The sequence below is a fragment of the Nonomuraea purpurea genome, assembly GCF_042650645.1.
GTDB classification, from domain to species: Bacteria; Actinomycetota; Actinomycetes; order Streptosporangiales; family Streptosporangiaceae; genus Nonomuraea; species Nonomuraea purpurea.
In genome coordinates this window covers 158,895-185,246 of record NZ_JBHSBI010000016.1, presented here as the reverse complement: position 1 = coordinate 185,246, position 26,352 = coordinate 158,895, and the positions used below count along the sequence as shown (strand labels likewise).

The 26,352-nt window shown below is 69.0% G+C and carries 20 protein-coding genes; 11 read left to right on the top strand and 9 right to left on the bottom strand.

Annotated elements, in window-relative coordinates; genetic code table 11:
• Positions 1–160: 160 nt before the first annotated feature.
• Positions 161–1,396, top strand: coding sequence for an adenosylhomocysteinase (locus tag ACFOY2_RS30205; protein WP_379531489.1), 1,236 nt, complete (start codon positions 161–163; stop codon positions 1,394–1,396).
• 32 nt (positions 1,397–1,428) lie between these two features.
• Here the strand turns inward: ACFOY2_RS30205 and ACFOY2_RS30200 are convergent, their stop codons facing one another.
• Positions 1,429–2,064 (bottom strand): DUF305 domain-containing protein, encoded by a 636-nt coding sequence (locus ACFOY2_RS30200; RefSeq protein ID WP_379531488.1) that lies wholly within the window; start codon positions 2,062–2,064, stop codon positions 1,429–1,431.
• A 168-nt stretch (positions 2,065–2,232) separates the two neighbouring features.
• On the opposite strand from ACFOY2_RS30200, the gene ACFOY2_RS30195 reads away from it, so the two are divergent.
• Positions 2,233–3,636 (top strand): LVIVD repeat-containing protein, encoded by a 1,404-nt coding sequence (locus tag ACFOY2_RS30195; RefSeq protein ID WP_379531487.1) that lies wholly within the window; start codon positions 2,233–2,235, stop codon positions 3,634–3,636.
• A gap of 203 nt (positions 3,637–3,839) precedes the next feature.
• Positions 3,840–5,222 carry an LVIVD repeat-containing protein gene (locus ACFOY2_RS30190; RefSeq protein ID WP_379531486.1) on the top strand — a complete coding sequence of 461 codons (1,383 nt, stop codon included), beginning with the start codon at positions 3,840–3,842 and terminating at the stop codon, positions 5,220–5,222.
• Positions 5,223–5,253: 31 nt separating this feature from the next.
• On the opposite strand, the gene ACFOY2_RS30185 is transcribed toward ACFOY2_RS30190, so the two are convergent.
• A complete protein-coding gene (locus tag ACFOY2_RS30185) occupies positions 5,254–6,402 on the bottom strand; it encodes an RDD family protein (protein WP_379531485.1) in 1,149 nt (382 codons plus the stop codon).
• 51 nt (positions 6,403–6,453) lie between these two features.
• Between ACFOY2_RS30185 and ACFOY2_RS30180 the strand changes: the two genes are divergently transcribed.
• A complete protein-coding gene (locus tag ACFOY2_RS30180) occupies positions 6,454–7,446 on the top strand; it encodes a stage II sporulation protein M (RefSeq protein ID WP_379531484.1) in 993 nt (330 codons plus the stop codon).
• 94 nt (positions 7,447–7,540) lie between these two features.
• On the opposite strand, the gene ACFOY2_RS30175 is transcribed toward ACFOY2_RS30180, so the two are convergent.
• The 5 genes from ACFOY2_RS30175 to ACFOY2_RS30155 are packed head-to-tail and all read right to left on the bottom strand — an operon-like array spanning position 7,541 to position 12,826.
• Positions 7,541–8,914, bottom strand: a complete 1,374-nt coding sequence (locus tag ACFOY2_RS30175) for a DUF58 domain-containing protein (protein WP_379531483.1) — start codon at positions 8,912–8,914, stop codon at positions 7,541–7,543.
• 58 nt (positions 8,915–8,972) lie between these two features.
• Positions 8,973–9,953: an AAA family ATPase gene (locus tag ACFOY2_RS30170; protein ID WP_379531482.1), complete on the bottom strand. Its 981-nt coding sequence runs from the start codon at positions 9,951–9,953 to the stop codon at positions 8,973–8,975.
• The gene (locus ACFOY2_RS30165) at positions 9,943–11,130 is read right to left on the bottom strand and encodes a DUF4350 domain-containing protein (RefSeq protein WP_379531481.1); all 1,188 of its coding nucleotides are present in this window, start codon (positions 11,128–11,130) and stop codon (positions 9,943–9,945) included. Before ACFOY2_RS30165 ends, ACFOY2_RS30170 begins: the two co-directional genes overlap by 11 nt.
• The gene (locus ACFOY2_RS30160; RefSeq protein ID WP_379531480.1) at positions 11,127–11,795 is read right to left on the bottom strand and encodes a DUF4129 domain-containing protein; all 669 of its coding nucleotides are present in this window, start codon (positions 11,793–11,795) and stop codon (positions 11,127–11,129) included. The genes ACFOY2_RS30165 and ACFOY2_RS30160 overlap by 4 nt, the downstream gene beginning before the upstream one ends.
• Positions 11,792–12,826 carry a glycerophosphoryl diester phosphodiesterase membrane domain-containing protein gene (locus tag ACFOY2_RS30155; protein WP_379531479.1) on the bottom strand — a complete coding sequence of 345 codons (1,035 nt, stop codon included), beginning with the start codon at positions 12,824–12,826 and terminating at the stop codon, positions 11,792–11,794. Before ACFOY2_RS30155 ends, ACFOY2_RS30160 begins: the two co-directional genes overlap by 4 nt.
• A gap of 508 nt (positions 12,827–13,334) precedes the next feature.
• Between ACFOY2_RS30155 and mtrA the strand changes: the two genes are divergently transcribed.
• The 6 genes from mtrA to ACFOY2_RS30125 all read left to right on the top strand — a co-directional run bounded on the left by mtrA (position 13,335) and on the right by ACFOY2_RS30125 (position 20,674).
• On the top strand, positions 13,335–14,012 hold the full coding sequence (gene mtrA, locus ACFOY2_RS30150; protein ID WP_379531478.1) for an MtrAB system response regulator MtrA: 678 nt from the start codon (positions 13,335–13,337) through the stop codon (positions 14,010–14,012).
• A gap of 18 nt (positions 14,013–14,030) precedes the next feature.
• Complete coding sequence (gene mtrB, locus ACFOY2_RS30145; protein WP_379531477.1) at positions 14,031–15,800, top strand: MtrAB system histidine kinase MtrB; 1,770 nt, start codon at positions 14,031–14,033, stop codon at positions 15,798–15,800.
• The gene (locus ACFOY2_RS30140) at positions 15,787–17,538 is read left to right on the top strand and encodes an LpqB family beta-propeller domain-containing protein (protein ID WP_379531476.1); all 1,752 of its coding nucleotides are present in this window, start codon (positions 15,787–15,789) and stop codon (positions 17,536–17,538) included. Before mtrB ends, ACFOY2_RS30140 begins: the two co-directional genes overlap by 14 nt.
• 270 nt (positions 17,539–17,808) lie before the next feature.
• The gene (locus tag ACFOY2_RS30135) at positions 17,809–18,492 is read left to right on the top strand and encodes a ComF family protein (RefSeq protein WP_379531475.1); all 684 of its coding nucleotides are present in this window, start codon (positions 17,809–17,811) and stop codon (positions 18,490–18,492) included.
• 627 nt (positions 18,493–19,119) lie between these two features.
• Positions 19,120–19,794 (top strand): ribosome hibernation-promoting factor, HPF/YfiA family, encoded by a 675-nt coding sequence (gene hpf, locus ACFOY2_RS30130; protein WP_379531474.1) that lies wholly within the window; start codon positions 19,120–19,122, stop codon positions 19,792–19,794.
• A 172-nt stretch (positions 19,795–19,966) separates the two neighbouring features.
• Positions 19,967–20,674, top strand: coding sequence for a response regulator (locus ACFOY2_RS30125; protein ID WP_379531473.1), 708 nt, complete (start codon positions 19,967–19,969; stop codon positions 20,672–20,674).
• A 474-nt stretch (positions 20,675–21,148) separates the two neighbouring features.
• Here the strand turns inward: ACFOY2_RS30125 and ACFOY2_RS30120 are convergent, their stop codons facing one another.
• The gene (locus ACFOY2_RS30120; protein WP_379531472.1) at positions 21,149–22,357 is read right to left on the bottom strand and encodes a winged helix-turn-helix domain-containing protein; all 1,209 of its coding nucleotides are present in this window, start codon (positions 22,355–22,357) and stop codon (positions 21,149–21,151) included.
• Between the two features lie 684 nt (positions 22,358–23,041).
• Positions 23,042–23,302 (bottom strand): HGxxPAAW family protein, encoded by a 261-nt coding sequence (locus tag ACFOY2_RS30115; RefSeq protein WP_379531471.1) that lies wholly within the window; start codon positions 23,300–23,302, stop codon positions 23,042–23,044.
• A 226-nt stretch (positions 23,303–23,528) separates the two neighbouring features.
• Here ACFOY2_RS30115 and secA point away from each other — a divergent pair, with 226 nt between their 5' ends.
• Positions 23,529–26,318 (top strand): preprotein translocase subunit SecA, encoded by a 2,790-nt coding sequence (gene secA, locus ACFOY2_RS30110; protein ID WP_379531470.1) that lies wholly within the window; start codon positions 23,529–23,531, stop codon positions 26,316–26,318.
• Positions 26,319–26,352: the final 34 nt, after the last annotated feature.

Here is a 26,352-nt window from a genome sequence, read left to right as displayed (position 1 = left end):
GCCGCCCCTTTGGGGCGTCTAAGTCAAGTTTGTACGGCAGGCCAAGTTGCCCGCACGCGCCGTAGCCCCTTCCGTCTGTCATGGCCGGTCGTGAAGGCTCACGGGCCGGGCGCCGTGACGGAGCGTCTTCTTGGCCGTGTTCTTCGGTTGAAGGTTGGCCATGGATCTCTGGGAGAGCGGGGAGCGGCAGATTTCGTGGGCCGCCAGGTCGATGCCCGTGTTGACGGCGATCGGGGAGCGGTTCGCGCTGGAGCGGCCGCTCGAAGGGTTGAAGATCGCCGCCTGTCTGCACGTCACCGCCGAGACCGCCGTGCTGATGGGGGCGTTGAAGGCGGGTGGGGCCGAGATCGCGTTGGCCGCCTCCAACCCGCTGTCCACGCAGGACGACGTCGCTGAGGCGGTGCGGGCGTATGGGATCGCCGTGCATGCGCGGGCCGGGGTCGATCGGGCCACCTATTACCGGCATATCCATCAGGCGTTGGATCTCGGGCCTGATCTCGTGCTCGATGACGGGTGCGATCTGGTCAACATCCTGCACACCGAGCGGACCGACCTGCTGGAGCGGGTCAGCGGCGGCTGCGAGGAGACCACGACCGGGATCATCAGGTTGCGGCAGATGGCGGCCGAGGGCGCGCTCAGGTTCCCCGTCGTGGCGGTGAACGACACCCGGACCAAGCGCATGTTCGACAACCGGTACGGCACCGGGCAGTCGACGCTCGACGGCATCATGCGGGCCACCAACACCATGCTGGCCGGGCGGACCGTGGTCGTGGCCGGGTTCGGCTTCTGCGGGCGCGGGGTGGCCGAGCGGGCCAAGGGGTTCGGGGCGCGGGTCATCGTGACCGAGATCGACGCCGTCAAGGCCCTCGACGCCACCCTGCAGGGGTATGAGGTGCGGCCGATGGCGCAGGCCGCGCTGCTCGGCGACCTCTTCGTCACCGTCACCGGCAACCGCGACGTGATCAGGGCCGAGCACCTGTCCGTCATGAAGGACGGGGCGATCCTGGCCAACGCCGGGCACTTCGACGTGGAGATCGACGTGCGGGCGCTGGACGAGCTGGCCCACGACGTGCACCGCGGCGTGCGGCCCAACACCGACGAGTACGTCATGCCCGACGGTCGCCGCCTGCTGCTGCTCGCCGAGGGGCGGCTGGTCAACCTCACCGCCGCCGAGGGACACCCGGCCGCCGTCATGGACATGTCGTTCTCCGCCCAGGCCCTCGCCGTGGCCTGGCTCGTCGGCGAACGCTCCGACCTCGGTCCCGGCGTCTACGACGTGCCCGAGGAGATCGACCACGAGGTCGCCCGCCTCAAACTGGCAGCCACGGGCATCGGCATCGACACGCTCACCCCTGACCAGGAGGACTACCTCCACTCCTGGCGCATGGGCTCCTGACGCGCCGCCGGAGGACGGCGACTTTCCGGGGGCTACAGGGAGGACTGGAGTTCTTGCATGCGGCGGATCTCCGCCGTCTGCGTGATGCTGACGTCGCCGGCGAGTTCTTCGATGCGGATGTGGGAGCCGTTGGTCAGCACCTGCTCCGACATCTTGATGGCCCCCATGTGATGGTTGATCATGAGCTGGAGGAAGAGCCGGTCGAAGTCCGGGCCCTTGGCCGCCTTCAGCGACTCCAGTTGCTCCGGCGTGGCCATGCCGGGCATCCCGTCATGGGCGGCGTGATGGTCGGGCGCCTTCTGGTCCTGCTCCCGCAGCCAGGTCGTCATGAACTGGATCTCCGGCCCCTGGGCCGCCTTGATCCGCTCCGCCAGGCTCTTGAGCTGGGTCGAGCCTGCTCGGCTGGGCGCCAGCAGGGCCATGTCGAGTGCCTGCCGGTGATGGATGATCATGTCCTGGACGTACTTGATGTCGGCGGCGTTCGGGGTGGCGGAGGGGACGGCGGTGGCGGCCTCGGACGGTGAGAGCGTCTTGGCCTGCTCACCCGGCCGGCCGGGGGCGATCACTGGCGCGGTCGAGTCGGCCCGGGGGGCCTGCGGCGCGGTGGTGGAGGTGCATCCGGAAAGGGCGACGACCGTGGCTGCGATGACGATGAGCGCGACGCGCACCCAGCCTCCCTGACTGACTCGATGGAGAATGCGCACTCTAGAACATCACGCGGCGGATTAAAAGAGGGCGAACAGGAACAAAAATTGACAACTTGGTCGCTGGCGGCCGAGAGGGGAGAAACGCGACGATGACGTAGGTTTTATGCCCTCTTTATCGGAGGTTCCCGAGTGTTTACCCCCCGCAGGGCCCTCGTCCTGTTCGCGGCGGTCGTGGCGCTGGCGGGCGTCACGTTGCCCGCACAGGCGGCGGACATCCCGGCTCCCGGCGAGATCGTCATGAGCCCCAACATCAAGCACGTCACCAACGTGCCCAAGCCCCAGGCCCTTGCCGACATCAACACGGACATCGCCTTCCAGGGCGACTACGCCTATGTGGGCAACTACTCCGGCTTCTCCATCTACGACATCAAGAACCCGAAGCGGACCTCGGTGGTCAGCTCCGTCGTCTGCCCGGGCGGCCAGATGGACATGTCCGTCTACGGCAACCTGCTGTTCGGGTCGGTCGACTCCTCGCGCAACGACGACTCGTGCAACAGCACCTCGCAGAGCGCCTCGATCAAGGAGTCGTGGGAGGGCATCCGCATCTTCGACGTCTCCGACAAGGCCAACCCGAAGTACATCAAGTCGGTCGAGACGAACTGCGGCTCGCACACGAACACGCTGGTGCCCGACCGCAGGCGGGAGAACGTCTACATCTACGTCTCCTCCTACAGCCCGAGCGGCACGTTCCCGGACTGCCAGCCGCCCCACGACCTGATCTCGATCATCAAGGTGCCGCTGCGCGACCCGACGGCCGCGAGCGTGATCTCCACGCCGAACCTGTTCCCCGACGGGGGCTTCCCCGGCGTGCCGGGGAACTACCCGGACGGCAAGTCCGCCACGACGGGTTGCCACGACATCACGGCCTACCCGGAGAAGGGCATCGCGGCGGGGGCCTGCATGGGTGACGGCATCCTGCTCGACATCCGCAACCCGGAACAGCCCAGAGTCACCGCGACCGTGCGCGACGAGGCGAACTTCGCCTTCTGGCACTCGGCGACGTTCAACAACGACGGCACGAAGGTGATCTTCACCGACGAGCTCGGCGGCGGCAGCAGGGCGACCTGCAACGAGGCGATCGGGCCGAACCGGGGCGCCAACGCCTACTACGACATCAAGCGCGGCAAGCTCGAGTTCAGGAGCTACTTCAAGATCGCGCGTCACCAGGCCGACACGGAGAACTGCGTGGCCCACAACGGCTCGCTGATCCCGGTCAAGGGGCGCGACATCATGGTGCAGGCGTGGTACCAGGGCGGCATCTCCGTGGTCGACTTCACCGACTCGGCGCACCCGAAGGAGATCGCCTTCTTCGAGCGCGGCCCCGACAACACCGCTCCGGCGCTGAGCGGCGGCTTCTGGTCCGCCTACTACTACAACGGCTACATCTACGGCTCCGACTTCAACCTGGGCCTGGACGTGCTGAAGATCGACGACCCGCGGACGAACAAGGCCAACGGCGTCAAGATGCGCTCGCTGAACGCGCAGACGCAGGCCTCGTATCCCGAGTGGGGTCACGGGCACGACGACTGGTGAGCCACCGGTGACGCGGCGAGGGCCCTGGCGGGTTCTCGCCGCGTCCGAACCCGGCGCACTGTACGTCGGCATCCGACAGTCCGCAAGCCGTCATGTCATGAAATTTATTAACAACATGACATCTAGTGGACGGAGAGGGTTGGGTTAAGGATTCGGGTCACCTGTGTCTTCACAAGGACACATGTGATCAAGGAGGCTCCCGAGTGTCACATCCGCGCCGTGCTCTCGTACTGGCCGGGGTGGCCGTCGCCATGGCTCTGACGGCATTACCCGCGACGGCCGGCGACATCCCGCCGCCCGACACCGTTGTCACCAGCCCGAACGTGTCCCACGTCCTGAACATCCCGAAGCCCGCCCCGATCGCCGCCACGATCAACACCGACATCGCGTTCCAGGACGGCTACGCCTACGTCGGCAACTACGGCGGGTTCTCGATCTACGACATCAGGAACCCCAAGAAGGCCGCGGCCGTCAGCTCCGTCGTCTGCCCCGGCGGCCAGATGGACGTCAGCGTCCACGGAAACCTGCTGTTCACCGCCGTCGACTCCTCGCGCAGCGACGACTCGTGCAACAGCACCTCGCAGAGCGCCTCGGTCAAGGAGTCGTGGGAGGGCGTCCGGATCTTCGACATCTCCGACAAGGCCAACCCGAAATACATCAAGTCGGTCGAGACGGACTGCGGCTCGCACACCCTGACCCTGGTGCCGGGCAAGGGCGCCGACCGGAACAAGAACGTCTACGTCTACGTCTCGTCGTACCAGCCGGCCACGAACTTCCCCGACTGCCGGCCCCCGCACGACAAGATCTCGATCATCAAGGTGCCGCTCAGGAACCCCGCCGCGGCGGCGGTGGCGGCGACCCCGGTGGTCTTCCCCGACGGCGGCAACGAGACCCAGCCGGGGCTGCTCCTGCCGACCAGCGGCTGCCACGACATCACCGCCTACGCCGAGAAGGACATCGCGGCCGGCGCGTGCATGGGTGACGGCGTGCTGTTCGACATCTCCGACCGGCTGAACCCGAAGATCACCGCCAGGACCACGGACCCGAACTTCGCGTTCTGGCACTCGGCGACGTTCAGCAACGACGCCAAGAAGGTCGTCTTCACCGACGAACTCGGCGGCGGAGGGGCCGCGACCTGCAACGAGGCCACCGGTCCCACCCGGGGCGCGAACGCGATCTACGACATCTCGAACGGGCAGTTCACGTTCAAGAGCTACTTCAAGATCCCGCGCTACCAGGCCGACAGCGAGAACTGCGTCGCGCACAACGGCTCGCTGATCCCCGTCAAGGGCCGCGACATCATGGTCCAGGCCTGGTACATGGGCGGGCTGTCGATCTGGGACTTCACCGACGCCGCCCGTCCGAGGGAGATCGGCTACTTCGATCGCGGGCCCCGCGCGGACGGCGGCGGCGGTGGCATCTGGTCCGCCTACTACTACAACGGCTACATCTACGCCGCCGACTTCAACGAGGGGCTGGACGTCGTCAACATCACCGACCGGCTCACGAACAGCGCCAAGAACGTCCGAATTGACCGGTTGAACACGCAGACCCAGGAGTCGTACCGGAACTCGGGGCACGGCTGACCTGAACGGGCGCCCGCCTCGGTGACCGCGCTCACTGAGGCGGGGCGAACCCGCCCGGAGTCGCCTGCGGCGGCTCCGGAGCGGGCGCGCCGGAACCTCCCTGATGGGGCAGGGGAGGAGCGGCCTGGTAGCGGTTCGGCCGGTAGGTCCCGGGGACGGGCGGCGGAGGCTGGTTCCCGCCGGGAGCGGCGGGCTGCTGCGCCTGATAGGGGTTCGTGTCCGGCTGCGGTGAGTAGCCCGGTTGCGGTGAATAACCGGGCTGTGGTGAGTAGCTCGGCTGTGGTGAGTAGCCGGGCTGTGGTGAGTAGCCGGGCTGTGGTGAGTAGCCGGGCTGTGGTGAGTAGCCGGGCTGTGGTGAGTAGCCCGGTTGCGGTGGGTAGCCCGGTTGTGGCTGGTAGGGGCCTGCGCCCTGGTGGTGTGGCCGGGCGGTTCCGGCGCGTTGGGCGAAGCGGGCCTCCTCCCGCCTGCGGCGTTCGGCCAGGATGGCGCTCAGGTACGCCTGCGGCGGCACCCCCGCCGGGGCCGAGGGCGAGACGAACGCCGCCGTCTGGGTCGCGATGCGTACCCCCATCTCGTGCTGGATCTGCGGAGACAGGTCGTGCCAGCGCATGAGGAACTGACGGGCGGCGTTGGCCACGTCGTCGGGGAGCTGGGACAGCTCCAGCGTGGCCGCCCAGCCCACGAGCTGCGGCGGCATCATGATGATCTCCCGGTTGTCACGCGTCTCCCGGTCGGAGATCACGATGGTGCCCGCGAAGATGTCGCCGAGCCGCTTGCCCCGCTGCGAGACCAGCGAGGAGATGAGCGCCGGCGCCCCGGACAGCATCCAGAACTCCAGCACCCCCGCCAGCCCGCGGAACAGCGCCTGACGGAAGCGCTCGGGGCTGCCGTCGTCGCTGACGACCCGGAGCCCGAGCAGCAGTTTGCCAAGGCTGCGCCCTCGGCTGAGGGACTCGAAGATGACCGGATAGCCGACCATCACCAGCACGAGCATCACGAGCATGACGGCCGCGAACATGGCGGGGTCCGAGATGACGGCGAACGCCCCCAAGATCGAGTAAACGCCGCTCAGCACGATGATCTGGACGACCATGTCGATGACGATCGCCAGTGCGCGCGAGGGCATCTGCGCCACGCGCACTTCGACGACGACCGCGTCACCGGTCACAACCTCTGACATATGTGGAGCCTAACGGCTATGTCGCACTGATTGAGCGGCCAGAATGTTCGGGTGGACATCGATGCGTTCATCACAGCACACCGCCCCGTGTGGGACCGGCTCGACCATCTCGTGAACAAGCGATCGTCGCTGACGGGCGACGAGGTGGACGAACTCGTGGACCTCTATCAGCGGGTGGCGACGCACCTGTCCATCGTCCGCTCGTCGTCCAAGGACCAACTCCTGGTCGGGCGGCTGTCGGCGCTGGTGGCCAGGGCCAGGTCCGCGGTGACCGGGGCGCACACGCCGGCCTGGCGGGAGCTGGTGCGCTTCTTCACGGTGTCGTTCCCCGTGGTCGCCTACCGGGCGCGGTGGTGGTGGCTGGCCAGCACGCTCGCGTTCCTGGTGGTGGGCTCGGTGATGGCCACGTGGGTAGCGGGCAACCCGGAGGTCCAGGCGTCGATCGCCTCGCCCGACGAGATCACCCAGCTCGTCGAGCACGACTTCGCCGACTACTACTCCGAGAACCCGGCCGCCTCCTTCGCCAGCCGCGTGTGGATCAACAACGCGTGGGTCTCGGCACAGATGATCATCTACTCGGTCGTGCTCGGCCTGCCGATCCCCTACGTGCTCTACGCCAACGCCGAGAACGTCGCCGTCTCCGCCGGGCTGATGGCCTCCAGGGACAAGCTGGACATCTTCTTCGGCCTGATCCTGCCGCACGGGCTGCTGGAGCTGACCGCCGTGTTCCTGGCGGCGGGCGTGGGCATGCGCCTGGGCTGGACGGTCATCGACCCGGGCCCGCGCAAGCGGGTCGAGGCGCTGGCCGAGCAGGGGCGGGCCGTGATGAGCGTGGCGCTGGGGCTGGTCGTGGTGCTGTTCGTCTCTGGGCTGATCGAGGCGTTCGTGACGCCGTCCGGGCTGCCGACCGGGGCGCGGATCGGCATCGGGGTGCTCGCCGAGGTGGTCTTCCTCGCGTATGTGATCGTCTTCGGGCGGCGCGCTCTGCGCCAGAACGAGACCGGCGACGTCGAACGCGCCCCGGACGTCGCCCCGACCGCCTGAACCGGCGCGCACAACGCCCCAACCGCCCGCAAACAGGGCGTCGACTGCCTGAACCCGCGCGAAGAGCCCCGACCGCCTGAGCCGTCGTCCCGGCTCAGAGGCGGCCCGCGGCCTTCAGCGCCAGGTACGCGTCCGCGAGCGCGGGCGCGATGTCCTCCGGCGGCGCGTCCACGACCTCCACCCCGTGCCGCCGCAGCCTGGCGGTGATGCGCCTGCGCCCGAGCTGGGCGTGCTCGGCCGCCGCCGCGTCGTAGACCTCTTCGGCCGACCCCCGCAGACCCGCCATGGCCGTGACGCGCGGGTCGGACACCCCGGCCACCAGCACCAGGTGGCGCGAGGAGAGCTGGGGCAGCACCGGCATGAGCCCTTCGTCCAGGGCCGCGGAGTTGAGGTCGGTGAGCACCACGACCAGGCAGCGCCGCTTGGCCCGCGACAGGATGGCCGCCACCATGCCCTGCGAGTCGGCCTCGACCAGCTCGGCCTCGATCGGGGCCATCACGTTGACCAGTGACGACAGCAGTTCGGTGCGTGAAGCGCCGCCCACCCAGGCGCGTACGGCCCGGTCGTAGGCCAGGAAGTCCACCTGGTCGCCGGCCCTGGCGGCGAGCGCGGCCAGCAGCAGCGCGGCGTCCATCGACCAGTCGAGCCTCGGCCAGCCGGGCGCGGGCCGGGGGTCCGGCCTGACCAGCAGTCCGCCGCCGTTCGCCGTGGCCCCGGCCAGCGGGATCGGCGCGTCGCCGATGCGTCCCGCCGACGTGCGCCCGGTGTCGAGGACGATCAGCACGCGGCGGTCGCGTTCCGGACGCCAGGTGCGTACGACCACGTCGTGGCGGCGTGCCGTGGCCCGCCAGTCGATGGAACGCACGTCGTCGCCCACCACGTACTCGCGCAGCGAGTCGAACTCGGTGCCCTGGCCGCGGACCAGCGCCGGGTGTTGCCCGTCGAGCTCGCGGAGCCTGGCCAGCCTGGACGGCAGGTGCTTGCGGGACAGGAACGGCGGCAGCACGCGTACCGTCCACGGCGACTGGTGGCTGCCCTGGCGGGCGGCCAGGCCGAGCGGCCCGACCGAGCGCACGGTGACAGCCACGGACGACCGGTCGCCGCGCCTGGTCGGGGCGAGGGTCAGCACGATCTTGCGGCGTTCGCCGCGCGGCACGTCGAGCTTGGCGACGCGCGGGGTGAGGTTCGCGGACGGCGGCCAGGCGTCCCTGAGAGCGCCGCGTACGCGCCGGTTGCCCGGGTTCTCGACGATCAGCTCGACCGTGGCCTGTTGACCGAGGCGGACGAGCGTGTCGCCCGAGCGGTGCAGGCGCAGGGGGCGTACCGCGCCGGCGAACACCAGGTCCACGACGATCGCGGCGGCCAGCAGCAGGCACACCCCGGCCAGCGCGGGCCCTGGCTGCGGCGCGAACAGCACCACCACGATCCCCAGCGCCGCGAGCAGCCCCGCACGTCCCGTGAGAGCCATCAGCGCACCTCCGCCGCCGGGCGGTCGGCGAGTTCCGGAGCGTCGGTCGTCATGGCCATCAGCGCGGGACCGGGACAGAGGCCAGGATGCCGTCGAGCAGGCCGTCGGCGGTCGCGCCCTCAAGCTCGGCCTCGGGCCGGAGCTGGATGCGGTGCCGCAGCGCGGGCCTGGCCAGCGCCTTGACGTCGTCGGGCGTCACGTAAGCGCGCCCGGACAGCCACGCCCACGCCCGCGAGGCGGCCAGCAGCGCCGTGGCGCCCCGGGGCGAGACGCCGAGTTGCAGCGACGCGGACTGCCGGGTGGCGCGGGCCACGTCCACGATGTAGCCGAGCACCTCGGGCGCCACGTGCACCTGCGCGGCCGCCTGCCGTCCTGCCGCCAGGTCCTCGGCCGTGGCGACGGCCTTGACCTCCGACAGGTCGCGCGGGTCGAAGCCGCGGGCGTGCCGCTCCAGCACCGAGATCTCCTGCTCGCGCGGCGGCAGGGGCACGGTCAGCTTGAGCAGGAACCGGTCGAGCTGAGCCTCGGGCAGCTGGTAGGTGCCCTCGTACTCGACGGGGTTCTGGGTCGCGCACACCACGAACGGGTCTGGCAGCGGCCGGGCCGCGCCCTCCACGCTGACCTGCCGCTCCTCCATGGCTTCCAGCAGCGAGGCCTGCGTCTTGGGCGGGGTGCGGTTGATCTCGTCGGCGAGCAGCAGGTTCGTGAACACGGGGCCCTCGCGGAACTCGAACGCCGCCGTCTTCGCGTCGTAGATCAACGACCCGGTCACATCGCCCGGCATCAGGTCGGGGGTGAACTGCACCCGCTTGAAATCCATCGACAACGCCGCCGACAGCGTGCGGACCATCAACGTCTTGGCCACGCCGGGCACACCTTCGAGCAGCACGTGCCCCCTGCACAGCAACGCGATGACCAGCCCCGTCACCACCGCGTCCTGCCCGACCACGGCCTTGGAGACCTCGGCGCGCAGCGCGCCCAGCGCGTCTCTGGCCGCGTCGCCGGAGCCCGGCGTCCGGTAAGTCTCATCAACGTTCACTGACATGCCTTTCGATGGAGTCCAAGTATCCGGCCAGCCCGACGAGCCCCGCGTCGTCCGCCGGGGGCGGTCCGTACAGCGCCGCGCCGAGCTGGTGCGGGTCCTGTCCGGTGCGGGCGGCCAGGGCGGCCACGACCTCGTGCTGCCCGGCGCCCGAGCCGAGCCCGAGCCTGGGGGTGAGGCGGTCGATCGTGCCCGCGCGCAGCGCGTCGGCCGCCCGCCGCCTGGCGCGCCTGGCCCGGTAGAGCCGGCCGCGGCCCTCGACCGTCTCGGCCGCGCGGACGACGACGGGCAGCTTCTCCGTCACCACGGGGCCCAGCCGCCTGCCCCGCCAGAACGCGGTGACGGCCAGGGCGATGATCGCCATGTAGACGGTCCAGCGGATGTTGTCGGGCATCAGGTCGTACATCGACCGGCCGTCCTCGCCGGGCAACTGGCCCACGGGCGGGATCTCCGGGCGGACCAGCCAGGTCACGGGCCTGCCCGTGCCGATCAGGTTGAGCGCCAGCGCCGCGTTGCCGTCCTCGGCCAGGCGCAGGTTGGTCATGAAGCCGCCGTCGCCGACGACCGTGACGACGCTCCCCGCGCGCTCGGTCCTGATCAGCGTGTGCCCGTCGCCGGCCGGGTAGCAGCCGGCCGACCCCGGCGGGCCGGTGAAGGCGGCGCCGCCCATGAACGCGCTGCCCGCGGCCGTCGCGGCGGGCAGCGGGCATTCGGGCTCGCGCGAGCGGGGACGGGGTGAGCCGCCCTCGCCCGGCTCGCGGCGCACTCCGGGGGCCAGGGCGTCGAAGTCGCCGACGTCGCCGACGATCAGCCGGTCACCCGGGATCCCGGCCACGGCGTCGCCGTCGAAGAACGTCATGTCCGTGACCAGCAGCAGCCGCTCGCCCGTGGCGGCCTTCTCCAGCGCCGCCTGGACCGAGTCGACCCGGTCCACGGTGACGCCGCGGGCGCGCAGCAGCTCGGCCAGGCCCTTGGAGCCCGCCAGGGAGGTGTCGTCGGGGTCCAGGGGGCGTGAGGGGCCCCGCTGAGGGCCGAGCAGGACGCTCCCGACGGCGAGGAGGACGACGAGGAGGCCCACCAGCGCGATCATCCGGTTGGCGCGCCAGGTGGAGCGGACGGTGGGCGAGGTGGAACGGGACTCGCCGGTGGCCGGCGAAGGGGTGATCACGCTCATGGACGTCCTCCGCCGGGCGGACCCGCCATCGGGCCGCCCGGAGCTCCTGCGCCGACCGGGGTCAGCGGGGTGGGCCTGGCCTGGCGCAGGTTGTCGTCGAGCGTGCTCATCGCCTCGTAGGCGTCGCTGGTGCCGGGCGCCCCGCCGTAGGTCACGTCGTCGAACGAGCGCGCCGCGGCCGCCAGGTCGTCGGCGAACGCGGGCAGCGAGAGCGCCGCCTCCGCGGCCAGTTCGTCGGCCGTGCGTCCCGGCATGGTGTTCACCAGCGCGCGTTCCTCCAGGTCACGGGCGATGGCCCGCAGGCGTTCGCGGATGGCCTGGCTCCACTGGCCCTCGGCGGCCAGGCGTTCGGCGATCTGGCGGTGCTCTGCGGCGCTCATCGCCCGCTCGCCGTAGATGCCGCCCACGGGCAGCGCGCGCCTGCGCGCGGTCTTGCGGAGCTGCCACGAGATCAGGATGATCAACGAGAGGATGATCATCACGATGACCACGGCCGCGATGATCCCCCCAGTCGTGCCGCCGCCCGTCGCGGCGTCGACCAGGTCGCCGAGGAACTGCGTGAAGTACCGGTAGAGCCTGTCGGGCAGCGACTCGTGCGCATAGGCCGGTTTGAGGAGTTCCCGCGCGGCCTGGCGCGCGGCCTCCTCCCTGTCGATCGGGCTCACAGCTTGGCGGAGTTGGACGGGTGCCACAGGTCGTCGGCGGAGGAGTGCACCCAGCCCTGACGCTGCTGCTCGATGGCGGCGGTCTGCAGCACCAGGTCGAACGCCTCACTGCGCATGCGCCGGTCGGCGTAGAGCAGGCCGGCGACGCCGGCCTCGAACGGGTAGGTGAGCATCGCGCCGAGCGTGGCGCCGATCGCGATCAGCACGGCCGCGACGACGGCCGAGCCCACCGAGCCCGCCCCGAACATGCCGAATATCGTGCCCAGCAGCGTGAACGGCACCGACAGCAACCCCGCCACGAGTCCGACGAGCAGCGAGGTGAGCAGCATGATGCCGAGCACCCGCCAGAAGTCGCCGCTCACCAGGTGCCACGAGCGCCGCATGGCGTCGATCGGCCCCCTGCCCTCCAGGACGACGGCCGGAGAGGCGAAGGCGAAACGCGTCCTGAAGAACAGGTAGTAGCAGAAATAGACGAGCAGGAACAGGAGCGTCAGCCCGAGCAGCCAGAAGGCGCCGTCCCGTGAGGGCACGTTCATCGCGAGTGCCACGATGACCAGGATGAACACGATCAGAGGCACTGCCATGATGACCGTCATCAGCCCCACGACGCCGAACAGCGCGGGCATCCTGCCCTTGACCAGGTGCCAGGCCTCGCCCGCGGTGATGTTGCCGCCGAAGACTGCCCGGCCGAGAATGCGGGTCAGGATGCCGGTCAGCAGGGTGACGACGACGAACTGCACCGCGTAGGAGATCAGGGTGCCGCCGTACTGGGCGGCGACGCCGTACAGGCTGTCGAGTTCGGCGGCCCCGGGGGGCTGCGAGGGGTCGGCGAGCGTGCTGCCCATGGAGTCGATCACGAACGCCTGGCCGATGCTCAGCGGCACGGAGGTGAGCAGCGCGGCGATGGCCGACAGGCCGAGCACCGCCTTCGGGTTGGACCTGATGAGCTTGATCGTGCCGTCGAGGATGTCGCCGAGCCCGAGTGGGCGCAGCGGGATGATGCCCGGCCGGAGCACCGGCTGATGCGGCATATAGCCAAAACCGGGCTGAGGATGTGGTTGGGGCGGATATGGTGTTTGGGGCCCGGGCCCATAAGGCGGCTGTTGTTGCTGGGGAGGCCCGTAAGGTTGTTGTTGGGGCTGCCCGTATGGAGCCTGCTGCTCTGCGCCCGGCGCGGTCCACGGGGAGGCCGGCGGGGCGCTGAATGGCGGGGGCTGTTCGGCCGACCAGCCTGATGGCGTCTCGGGCGTGGGACCGTGACCGTCTGACATATCCCCAATCCTGGCACGCTGTGCGGGGGGTTGGTGTCACGGAGCGGATTCGTCGCATCATCTTGCCCGCATTCCCGGCGAATCTGGGCAAGGTTCGCGCCCGGGGATGGCCGAAAGTCGCTCTGTTACCGCAGACTTAGATTGTGATCGCAGGGGGGATCTAAAGTTTGCCTTTTGTAGGGCCCATGTCACACTCATGGGCCCGCCAAGGGTAACCTTCAGCGATCGTGCGGATATGTCCCACAATGCGTAGAACGAATGAGGGGCCATGAAAGGTCGCGTGCTGGTCGTCGACGACGACGCCGCTCTCGCCGAGATGCTGGGGATCGTGCTGCGGGGAGAAGGCTTCGAGCCGTCTTTTGTCTCAGACGGCGACAAGGCCCTCGACGCGTTCCGGGATACACGCCCGGATCTGGTGCTGCTCGACCTGATGCTGCCGGGGGCCGACGGCATCGACGTCGCGCGCAGGATCAGGGCGGAGTCGGGGGTTCCGATCGTCATGCTCACGGCCAAGAGCGACACGATCGACATCGTTCTCGGGCTGGAGTCGGGGGCCGACGACTACATTGTCAAGCCGTTCAAGCCGAAGGAACTGGTGGCCAGGGTGCGGGCGCGGCTGCGCCGTACCGATGAGCCGACCCCCGAGATCCTCCAGATCGGCGACATCACCATCGACGTGGCCGGCCACTCGGTCAAGCGGAGCGAGGAGACGATCAACCTCACGCCGCTCGAGTTCGACCTGCTCGTCGCGCTGGCCCGCAAGCCGCGCCAGGTGTTCACCCGCGAGGTCCTGCTCGAGCAGGTGTGGGGTTATCGGCACGCGGCCGACACGCGGCTGGTCAACGTGCACGTCCAGCGCCTCAGAGCCAAGATCGAGAAGGACCCCGAGCACCCCGAGATCGTGGTGACGGTTCGCGGCGTGGGCTACAAAGCCGGCCCGGCCTGATCCCCGCCCCTCCCCGCCATGCCCCCGACGAAGAAAAGGTCCCGCCGACGGACTTTCCGCCAGATTCTCGGCGGCGTTCGCCGGCGGGTGCGTCGCGCGGCCGGCAGGGCGCGCAGCGTATGGAGGCGCTCACTCCAGCTCCAGGTGGTCACCAGCACACTGGTGATCTCCGTGACCGTGGTCGTCGTGCTCGGGACGTTCCTGTTCGGCCAGATCAACAAGTCCGTCGTCGACAGCAGGCAGCAGGCCTCCGCCGGCGAGGCGTCGGCCGACCGGCTGCAGATCGCCGACGCGCTGGCCCTTGACCCGAGCGGCGAGAGCAACCCGGCCAACAGCGGGGAGAAGGGCGCGGCCAACCCGCTCGACGAGGTCATGGACGCCATCACCGGGTCGGGGGAGGACGGCTCCAAGAAGCGCTACGACGTGGTCATCTTCAACCCGACCACGCCGGGCCAGTCGAGGGCGTCCGGCAGCGTCGTGCCGATGAACGTGCCGCTGTCCACCAAGGGGAGGCTGCAGCGCAGCGTCAACAAGTTCGACTACGACGAGACCGTCGGGTCGATCGAGGAGATCAAGTTCGCCGGCACGAGCCAGGCCAGGCTCACGTACGTGATCGGCGGCATCGTGCACGTGCCGTCCACCGGGCTGACCTACGAGATCTACCACTTCTTCCCGTTCGACGCGGAAGAGGAGTTGCTGTCCAACGTCAGGCTCGCCATCGTCGTGGTGGGCATGGGGCTCGTCCTGCTGCTGGCCGCCATCGCCTACCTGGTCGCCCGCCAGGTCGTCACGCCCGTACGGCTGGCGCGCCAGGCCGCTGAACGCCTGGCCTCCGGCAAACTGGATGAACGACTCAAAGTGCGCGGCGAGGACGACCTGGCCCGCCTGGCGAACTCGTTCAACGAAATGGCCGCGAACCTGACGCTGAAGATCCACCAGTTGGAGGAGTTGTCGCAGGTGCAGCGGCAGTTCGTCTCAGACGTCTCCCACGAGCTGCGCACGCCGCTGACGACCGTCCGCATGGCCGCCGACCTGCTCTACGACGCCCGCGAGGACTTCGACCCGATGGCCGGCCGCTCCGCCGAGCTCATGCAGGCGCAACTGGAGCGGTTCGAGTCGATGCTGGCCGACCTGCTGGAGATCAGCCGCTACGACGCCGGCGCCGCCACGCTCGACCTCGACTCCGTGGACGTGCGCGACGTGGTGCTGCGGGCGATCGGCGACTCCGAGGCGCTGGCCGAGCGCCACTCCACCCGATTCGAGCTCAGGCTGCCCAACGAGCCGTGCATGGCCGAGATGGACAACCGGCGGGTCGAGCGGATCCTGCGCAACCTGCTGTTCAACGCCATCGAGCACGGCGAGGGCAGGGACATCGTGGTCACCGTGGGGGCCGACAGAGACGCCGTGGCCGTCGCCGTACGCGACCACGGGATCGGGCTGAAGACCGGCGAGGACACCATGGTGTTCGACCGGTTCTGGCGGGCGGACCCGTCGCGGGCGCGGACCATCGGCGGCACCGGGCTCGGGCTGGCGATCTCGCGCGAGGACGCCACGCTGCACGGCGGCTGGCTGCAGGCATGGGGGCAGCCAGGGGAGGGCTCGCAGTTCAGGCTGACGCTGCCCAGGACCGCCGGGGCCGACCTGAAGGGCTCGCCGCTGTCGCTGGTGCCGCCGGAGATCGAGATGCGCCGCACGTGGCGCGGCACCATGACGCCCGTGCTGTTGCCGGCGTCGGGGGACGGAGCCGACTACGGAACTGAGTTCGGGGCCGACTATGACGACGACTAGACGGGGCTGGGTCGCGTTCGTCCTCGTGGTGCTTGTGGCCCTGGTCGGCTCGGGCTGCACGGTGATCCCCCTGAGCGGCCCGAACACCCTCAGCGAGCCCGGCACGGGCGACCCGCTGACCAAGCCGTTCCAGCGGATGATCGCCCTGCCGCCCCAGCCCACCTGGGGGCCGGAAGAGGTCATCAAGGGCCTGCAGGCCGCCATGGCCGCCTACGCCGACGACCCGACGATCCTGCCGCAGTACCTGACCCCCGAGGCGCGCTCCAAATGGAGCCCCTCAGGGCCGGTGACGGTGATCGAGGACGCCTACGACTTCGCGTACCCGAGCGAGCGCGACGGCACCCAGACGGTGCAGAAGATCACGGTCAAGGGCCGCTGGGCGGCCAGCATCAAGGAGGACGACGCCTACGTCCCGACGGGCGGGGCCTGGGACCGCTCCTTCGAGCTCGTCAAGGTCGCCGACGGCGGTTACCGCGTCAGCTCGCTGCCCACCGGGCTCGGGCTCCTGCTGACCAACTCCGACGTGGCACGCGCCTACCGGGCCACCAACCTCTACTACGTCAGCGGCAACACCCCTGACCGGCTGGTCGTCGACCGCGTACGCCTGCGGCTGAAGCCGACCAAGAGCTTCGCCCAGATCATCCTCGAACGCCTTCTTGAGCAGCCCACCTCCGCCCTGCAGGGCGGCGCCGTGACCAGCAGTTTCCCGCAGGGCACCAAGGTCGAGTACGTGGTGTGGCGCGAGGAACGCGTCGTGGTCAACCTGTCCAGACCGCTCGATCCCCTCGACCCGTCCGCCAAGGCCGCCGTCAAGGCCCAGATCAGATACAGCCTCAACATGAACGAGGTCGCCAAGGGCCGCACCATCGACATCCAGGTGGACGGGGAGCCGTACTCGCTGGACCAGCCGGACACCGACGACCAGTGGCTGGAGGACGGCGACGCCGACCCCTACTTCGTCAGCAGAGGAGCCATCCAATACCTGGGCAAGGACGGCCCCGCCGGCACCGTCCCAGGGCCTGCAGGACAGGAACGCACCGGCTACCGCGACTTCGCCCTGTCCAAGGACAACAACGCCCTCGTCGCCGCCAGAACCTCCACCGGCATCTCCGTCGCGGGCCTGACGCAGGCCGGCCAGTGGCAGGAAGTGATCCAAGGGGACCTCACGGCGCCGTCGTGGCATCGGGACGGGTCGCTGTGGACGTTCGACCGCAAGAACGGCGCCGCACTGCGCTACGACCCGGCCGGCGGGCGGGGGCCAGAACGCGTCGAAGCCGAGGTCAAGCTCCAAGGGCTGGACGTCACCCGGCTGCGGATCGCCAGGGACGGGGTTCGGGTGGTGCTGTCCATCGGCGAGAACACCGTCCAGATCTGCGCGCTCGCGGGGAACGGGGCCGGGGCCAAGCTGGTGAACTTCCAGTCGCTCGCCACCACCGGGGAAGGGGAGCGGATCATCGACCTGGCGTGGGCGGACGACGAGCACCTGCTGATGCTGGTGGAGAGCGACGCCGGGCAGATTCTCAACCAGATCAACGTGGGGGACGGGGAGACGGTGGGGGTGCCGCTGAAGGACCGTCTGCAGTCGCTGGCGGGGTCGGGGGACCGGGTGCTGGCGTGGTCGCGTACGGGGTCCGGCGCGGACATCAAGTCCAAGATCGTCGAACTCAACCAGGACCGGCAAACCTGGACCCCCAAGGTCGAGTCCGACGCCAGCACCCCCCTCTTCCCCCTCGGCTGACCCTGCCCCCGCCCCCACCCCTGCCCCCGCCCCGCCCCACCCCTGCCTCCGCCCTTGTCCCTGCCCCTGCCGTTGCCCCCGCCCTTGCCCCCGCCTCCTCCCTGGCCTGCCCCAGCCCGTATGGCATCGTCGTCCCGGCCACGACCGGCTTGGTCCCGATTCCCCTGGCTCTCGGCTCGTCATCAGCCTCGGTTCTCAGGCGATTCCCGCCCCGCCCAAGAAACCTTCGGCGGGGCGGGAATTGTCGGTGGGGTTCGGCATCCTGGGCGCGTGCTCACCGCCGTACTCGACCTCGTCCTCCCCCAAACCTGCGCCGGCTGCGAGGCGAAAGGCGCGCGATACTGCGCGGCCTGCGTCGCCGAGTTGACCGCCGCCCCCGCGCGGCAGCCGCAGGAGTCGTTGCTGCCCGGGGTGCCCGACTGCTGGTCGGCGGCCCCGTACGAGGGGGCGGTGCGCAGGGCGGTGCTGGCCTACAAGGAGCGGGGCGCGGTGGCGCTGGCCGGGGTGCTGGCGGAGGCGGCGACGTTCACGGCGGTGACGGCGATCGCGAGCACCGGGGCGTGGCGGCCGCACGAGCGGGTGGCCGTCGTGCCGGTCCCGAGCTCACGGCGCACCCTCAGGGGCAGGGGGCACGACCCCGTGAGCCGGTTGGCGGGGTTGGTGGCCCGGCAGTTGCGGGCGTTCGGGTGGCGGGCGGAGCCGTGGACGGCCCTGAGACAGGCCAGGAGCGTGGCCGACCAGGCGGGCCTCAGCTCCACTCAGAGGGTCGCCAATCTGGCCGGGTCACACCGGGTGGCGATCAGCGCGAACGGCCCTCCAGCGCCCTGTGCGCTGCTCCTGGACGACATCGTCACCACCGGCGCCACCCTCCTTGAGGCCACGAGAGCCCTGGGCGCGGCCGGGGTGCGGGTGCCGTTGGCGGTGACCGTCGCCGCGACACGCCGAAGATCTTGAAATGATTGCGGTCACAGTGCGTAAAGAAAGATCCAAATCGCGGCCCTCACCTGGAGGTCACATGTCCCTTCCCATGCCGATGGGGCATAGCAGCTCAGTTAGCCAGAAGGCCGTACCCAAAAGGGTTGCCGATCGGTTAAATAGGGCACAGGGCACCCCGCGCGAGCCCGCAGAAAATCACGGAAAGTGATCCTTTGGCGGGGCCTCCGGCTGACATTCTCCCTGGATACGGATAGCGTTCTGACATGGCACCCGTTCGGGTCCGTGGTTGCGCAGGGTCGGTGTCCCCGGCTCTGCTAGCCGATGCCAGCCGCAGGCAAAACGGTCCACGTAAGGCGACTCTTTGTCGACCGATCACGGTGCGGCTTAGGGGTAAGTCCTGCCTTCCCGAGAGGTCAGATACCTCCCGTCAGAAGAGAAGGGCAGTAGTGGCGACAGAGCTGCGAGACCCTCAGCAGGCGAATGTGGGGTCGAAGACCAGGTCGGCCGGACGGGTGCCACCAGAGTCCCCGGTGACGCCGAGTCGGAAGAGGGTAACGGTGACAGAGAGGCAGACAGAAGACCTCGTCCGGCATGCACATCGTCGGGCGCTCTTGCTCAGTCGTTAGACCGAAAGGGGGCTGTTGCATGGACATCATCGTCAAGGGCCGGCACACAGGAGTGAGTGATCGGTTCCGAGACCACGTGACGACCAAGCTGGCCAGGATCGAACGTCTGGACAACAAACTCATCCGAGTTGATGTGGAGGTGTCGAAAGAACGCAACCCACGCCTCGCCGATCAGCGAGAGCGCGTCGAGCTCACCATTCACTCGCGAGGACCGGCCATTCGCGCCGAAGCCTCGGCCGACGACCGATTCGCAGCCTTCGACATGGCCCTCGACAAGCTGGAAGGCCGCCTCCGGCGGCTGGCCGACCGGCGCAAGGTTCACCACGGCAACCACGCCCAACCCTCGGTGGCGGAGATCACCGCGACGCTCCCCGGCGCCGCCGACCTCGCCCCGAAGACGGAGCCCTCCGTCCCCAAACAGGCCGAGCCTGCCGAGCCCGACGAGGACGAACTCCTGCAGCGCGACCAGCGCTACGACGACATCGTCCCGATCGAGATGGACGGCGAAGGGCCGCTCATCGTACGGGAGAAGTTCCACAAGGCCGAACCCATGACCATCGACCAGGCCCTGCTCGAGATGGAGTTGGTAGGACATGATTTCTACCTGTTCCGTGACAAGGAGAGCGGTCAGCCGTGCGTCGTTTACAGCAGACGCGGGTACAACTACGGCGTGTTGCGGCTAATAGAGCCCTGATCGCACGCTAAAAGATCTTCTCGACCACCCGAGGACCGCGGTGCACATGCCATCATGGCGGTTCAACGGCTCTGGCCCCCCGACGAGGAGGACACGTGAGCGAGCTCAGTCAGGTTCAGATGAGCGAGCGAAGCGAGGGAAAGGCAGTCGCGAGGCGCATCGAGGAGGCCTCGTGACCGAGTCTGGCGAGTCTGGCGAGGCCCGCACGTCAGAGAGCGAGCCGATCCGCGTGCTGATCGTTGACGATCACGAGCTGATCCGGCGGAGCCTGGCGCTGGCGCTGGCCGCCGAGCCCGACATCGAGGTGGTCGGTGAGGCGAGCGACGGGCAGGAGGCGGTCGAACTGGCCGATCGCCTCATGCCCGATGTCGCCCTCATGGACGTACGCATGCCGCGGCAGGACGGGATCGAGGCGACGAAGGGCATCAGGGCCTCCGTCCCGAGCACCCGGATCATCATGCTGACGGTGAGCGACGAAGAAGAGGATCTCTTCGAGGCCATCAAGGCGGGCGCCACCGGCTACCTGCTCAAGGACGTCCAGATCAACGACGTCCCTGCGGCGGTGCGCGGTGTGCACGAGGGCCAGTCGTTAATCAACCCGGCGATGGCGGCCAAGCTCATCAGCGAGTTCGCGAACATGAGCCGCAAGGAAGCCGAACGCCCGCCCCAGCTCCCGGTGCCCCGGCTGACCGACCGCGAGATGGAGGTCCTGCGGTTGGTGGCCAAGGGCATGAACAACCGCGAGATCGCCAAGCAACTGTTCATCTCCGAGAACACCGTGAAGAACCACGTCCGCAACATCCTCGACAAGCTGCAACTGCACTCGCGGATGGAAGCCGTGGTGTACGCGGTACGGGAACGCATGCTAGAGATCACGTAACGTTCCGGCAGCGGCAGCAGCGGCGATGGTGATGACAGCGGCGGTGGTGGCAGCGGTAGCAGGGGCGTCGGTGGGATTTGGCGTCGTATCTGCCGCAGGTGTGCCTGTCGGGGGCATGCCTGCTCGCGGACTCGCCCGCCTGCGGCTCAGGATTCCCACGTCCCGCCCTGCCTGAGGGCTTGCACGCCGAGGCTTTGGCCCAGGAGGCCCCTCGCTCGACCCAGCCCCGGACCGTGCCCGGCTCCTCACCCCTTGGGCCGCTCGCCTGATATCCGAACCTGACCGAAGCCTGAGCCCACCTGGACTGGATCACGGCTCCTAGTCGCGAGCTTGGGCCCGCGTTCGCAAGCCCGAGCCCGCAAGCCCGAGCCGTGGTCCTCCCAGCCCGGGTCCCGAACCGGCCAGGAACGGGTGTCGGTCTGGACCGGCCCGGGGGCTCCGAGTCCGGTCCGGGATCGGCTCTCGGAGCTGGGGCTACTTCGCCGTGTTGGGTGTGGTCAGTAGCGGGGCCAGCTCGGGTGGGTTGGCGAGTTCGACGCGGACGGCGTCGCAGCCCACCCACTCGGCCGCCGACCAGAGGGCCTCACGCAAGGCGTCGACCCACTTGGCGGGCGAGAGGCCGGGCTCCAGGCTGAGCCGCCTGATCACCAGCGTGCCGCCCTCGCGCGCCGGGTCGACGCGCCCGATGAGGCGGCCCCCGGCCAGCACCGGCATCGTGAAATAGCCGTGCACGCGCTTGTGCTTGGGGACGTAGAGCTCCAGCGTGTACGCGAAGTCGAAGACGCGCTCGGTGCGGCCCCGGTGCCAGATGAGGGAGTCGAACGGGGACAGCAGCGTCGTACGGTGACGGCCGCGCGGCTCGGACTCCAGCGCCACCGGGTCGGCCCAGGCGTTGGCCTGGCCCTTCTTGCCCGGCCAGCCCGTCACGGTCACGGGCACCAGCCCGGCGGCGCCGCTGAGGAGGACCTCGTCGAGGATCGCCGCGTAGCGGCCCTTGAGACGCAGGAAGTCGAGCAGGTCGGTCCTGTTGGCCACGCCCAGCGAACGTCCCGCGATCACCGCCAGCCGTGTCACGCACTCCTCGTCGGAGAGGTCTTCGGCCAGGAGGTCGGCGGGGACGACGCGTTCGGCCAGGTCGTACACGCGTCGCCAGCCGACGCGGCGGCTGCAGACCAGCTCGCCGATGTCGAGCAGGTACTCAAGGCCGATCTTGGAGTCTGACCAGTCCCACCAAGGGCCGCCGTTCTTGGCGCCGCCCACGTCGGAGGTCGTCAGCGGGCCTGACTCTCGAACCTGGTCGAGCAGCTTGTCCACGTCGTCGGGGACCTCGTGCCAGCGGTAGCGCCGCTCGCGGTAGGCCCTGCGCCGGAACGAGTACAGCGGCCAGTGCTCGATGGGCAGGATGCAGGCGGCGTGGCACCAGTATTCGAAGCTCTGGGCGGGGTTGTGCCAGTATGCGCGCTCCACCTTGGGCCTGCCGACGGCGCCGAGGCGGGCGTAGGCGACGAGCTCGTGGGAGCGGGCCAGGACCGAGATCGTGTCGAGCTGTACGGCGCCCAGCCTGCGCAGCATGGCGTGCACCCCGCCCTTGCGCGCGTCGGCCCCGATCAAACCCTGCGAACGCAGGATGATCCGCCTGGCCTCGTCGGCGGTGAGGTCGGTTGGGGCTGTCGGGAGGGTCATGTCTGCGAGTGGATACGGCGATGCATGCGAGAAGGCTAACGTCGCCCACCGACAGAATCGGGGGCCATACCCCTTGCCCCCTTGCCTCCTTGCCCCCTTGCCTCCAGGCCGAAGGCGGCCATCGGGGCTTGCGGCCAGTTGCGCAGCGGGGAGGGCGGGGCTGGACGGTGGCTTGAGGAGGGAGCGCCGTGGTGGAGGGGGCCAGTGCCGGGGAGAGCAGGGCGGGTGGCGGGTTGAGGAGGGCGATGCCGGGTGGCAGGAAGGGGAAGCCAGGAGGAGGGCCGGACGGCCAGGCTGGGGAGGGCAAGGGCCGGACCGGTGAGGTGCGGAGGGGGCGTCGAGGGGCGAAGAAGTGCGGGCGGGACGTACCAGGAGAGGGCGATGGGGGTGCCAAAGGAAGGCGCGTGGGATGTCAGCGGCGTCCGGGGAGCGGGCGGGGTGCCAGCGGTGCTCAGGAAGTGAGCGGGGTGTCAGCGGTGCTCAGGAAGTGAGCGGGGTGTCAGCAGCGCCCGGGGAGCGGGCGGGGATGTCGGCGGTGCTCAGGGAGTGGGTGGGAACCGCCGGGCGTGCGGGGCGTGGGGGAAGTTGTGTGGCTGGGCGGGTGGGAAATGGCGGTTGGTTTGCGTTGGGTATGGAAACGGCGGGCCACCGATGGGGTTCGGTGCCCGCCGCGTGAAGCGTGCGTCAGCGATGATCTTCAGCGCGCATGCCCACACGGGGCGCGTCGATCACGACGTCGGTGAAGATATCGAAGACGAGGGCGAGGACGCCCCCCACGACGAACACCCCGGCGCCGATCCAGACGAGGGTCCAGTTCGCGACGATCAGCCCGAAGCCGGCCACGATGCTGCCCACCACCATCACCGTCACCGCGAGCCACGAAGACGCGCGTCCGCCGTGGTTGCCGAGATTCTCCGCGTGCTCCGACTTCTTCTCCTCAACCATGACTTATCCTTCCTTTGCCGGTTATCCCGCTTCGGGTGCGAGCCGGCTTTCAACCGGCATACTCTCTGCCTTGCCCCCCATTCTCCCAGACGAGTACCGCGCCCTCGTCGTTGCGGTGGCTGCGTCTGGTTGCTGAACCGCCTACGATGGCAGGCGGGGAAGTTTGTCTCGGCCTCTCCATCCTGGCGGCGCCGCCGGGGTAGACCTGCGAGGAGCTTTACATAAAGTGCCAGCCATTCTCGACAAGATCCTACGTGCCGGCGAAGGCAAGATCCTGCGCAAGCTCAAGCGGATCGCAGACCAGGTCAACTCCATCGAGGACGACTTCACGAGCCTGTCCGACACGGAGTTGCGCGCTCTGACGGACGAATTCAAACAGCGCTACGCTGATGGCGAGAGTCTCGACGATCTGCTTCCTGAAGCGTTCGCGACCGTGCGTGAGGCGTCCCGCCGCGTGCTCGGTCAGCGGCCCTACGACGTGCAGATCATGGGCGGGGCCAACCTTCACATGGGCAACATCTCCGAGATGAAGACCGGTGAGGGCAAGACGCTGACGTGCACCCTGCCCGCCTATCTCAACGCGCTGTCCGGCAAGGGCGTTCACGTCGTCACGGTCAACGACTACCTGGCCAAGCGTGACGCCGAGACCATGGGGCGCATTCACCGCTTCCTCGGTCTCGAGGTCGGGTGCATCATCGGGGGCCAGCAGCCCGACGAGCGCCGCAAGCAGTACGAGGCCGACATCACGTACGGCACGAACAACGAGTTCGGCTTCGACTACCTGCGCGACAACATGGCCTGGTCGCTCGACGAGTGCGTGCAGCGCGGCCACAACTTCGCGGTCGTCGACGAGGTCGACTCGATCCTGATCGACGAGGCCCGTACGCCGCTGATCATCTCCGGTCCCGGCGAGCAGTCGGGCAAGTGGTACAGCGAGTTCGCCAAGATCGTGCCCCGCCTGCGCAGGGGCGTCGAGGCGAAGAACCCGGGCGAGGAGAGCACCGGCGACTACATCGTCGACGAGAAGAAGCGCACGGTCGGCGTCCTGGAGTCGGGCGTCGAGAAGGTCGAGGACTGGCTCGGCATCGACAACCTGTACAAGCCCGAGCACACCCACCTGGTCGGCTTCCTGAACAACGCGCTCAAGGCCAAGGAGCTGTTCAAGAAGGACAAGGACTACATCGTCGCCGACGGCGAGGTCCTGATCGTCGACGAGTTCACCGGCCGTATCCTCCATGGCCGCCGCTACAACGAGGGCATGCACCAGGCCATCGAGGCCAAGGAGAGCGTGAAGGTCAAGGACGAGAACCAGACTCTCGCCACGGTCACGCTGCAGAACTACTTCCGCCTCTACGACAAGCTGTCCGGGATGACCGGTACGGCGGCCACCGAGGCCAACGAGTTCCACCAGACGTACAAGCTGGGCGTCGTCCCGATCCCCACGAACCGGCCGATGATCCGCAAGGACCAGGCCGACGTGGTCTACAAGAACGAAGACTCCAAGTTCAACGCGGTGGTCGAGGACATCAAGGAGCGCTACGAGGCCGGCCAGCCGGTGCTCGTCGGCACCACCTCGGTCGAGAAGTCGGAGCGGCTGTCCAAGGCGCTCAAGCGGCGCGGCGTGCAGCACGAGGTGCTCAACGCCAAGAACCACGCCCGTGAGGCGTCGATCATCGCCGAGGCGGGCCGTAAGAGCGCCGTCACCGTCGCCACCAACATGGCCGGTCGAGGCACCGACATCATGCTCGGCGGCAACTCCGAGTTCCGCGCCGACCTCGAACTGCGCCAGCGCGGGCTCGACCCGGTCGAGACGCCGGAGGAGTACGAGAAGGCCTACCCGGAGGCGCTGGAGAAGGCGCGCGCGGCGGTCAAGGCCGAGCACGACGAGGTCACCCAGCTCGGCGGCCTGTACGTGCTGGGCACCGAGCGCCACGAGTCGCGCCGCATCGACAACCAGCTCCGCGGCCGTTCCGGCCGTCAGGGCGACCCCGGCGAGTCGCGCTTCTACCTGTCGCTCGGCGACGACCTCATGCGCCTGTTCAACTCGGCCAGGGTCGAGGTCATCATGACCCGCCTGAACATCCCTGACGACCAGCCGATCGAGTCCGGCATCGTCTCCAAGGCCATCGCCTCCGCCCAGCACCAGGTCGAGCAGCAGAACTTCGAGATCCGCAAGGAAGTTCTGAAGTACGACGAGGTCATGGACCGCCAGCGCAAGGTCATCTACGCCGAGCGTCTGCGCGTGCTGGAGGGTGCCGACCTGCACGAGCAGGTGCGCGGCTTCATCGGCGAGGTGATCGACGGCTACGTCCAGGGCGCCACCGCCGAGGGCTTCGCCGAGGAGTGGGACCTCGACAAGCTCTGGAAGGCGTTCGGCGAGCTCTTCCCGGTCTCGGTCAGGGCCGAGGACCTCATCGAGGAGGCCGGTGGGCGCGATCAGATGTCCGCCGAGTTCATCGTCGAGAAGGTCAAGGCCGACGCGCTGGCCGCCTACGACCGGCGTGAGGAGGAGTTCGGCCCCGAGACCATGCGCGACCTCGAGCGTCGCGTGATCCTGTCCGTCCTCGACCGCAAGTGGCGCGAGCACCTGTACGAGATGGACTACCTGCGCGAGGGCATCGGCATGCGGGCCTACGCGCAGAAGGACCCGAAGATCGAGTACGCCCGCGAGGGCTTCGAGATGTTCGCCGCGATGCTTGAGGGCATCAAGGAGGACTCCGTCGGGTTCCTGTTCAACCTTGAGGTCGAGGTGCAGGAGAACCCGATCGTCGAGGAAGAGGACGCGGCGCTGGCGGAGACGCGCTCGATCATCGCGCGCGGTCTGCGTGGGCCCGAGCGGCCCGCCGAACTCGAGTACTCGGCGCCCGGTGAGCAGGGCGACGTCGAGCACACCCGGGTGCGCACCTCCTCGGCCGAGCGGGCCGCCTACGGCAACGTCGAGCGTAACGCGCCCTGCCCGTGCGGGTCGGGCAAGAAGTACAAGCGCTGCCACGGCGACCCGAAGAACGCCGCCTGATCGTCAAAGCCCCTGCCCAGAAGGGCGGGGGCTT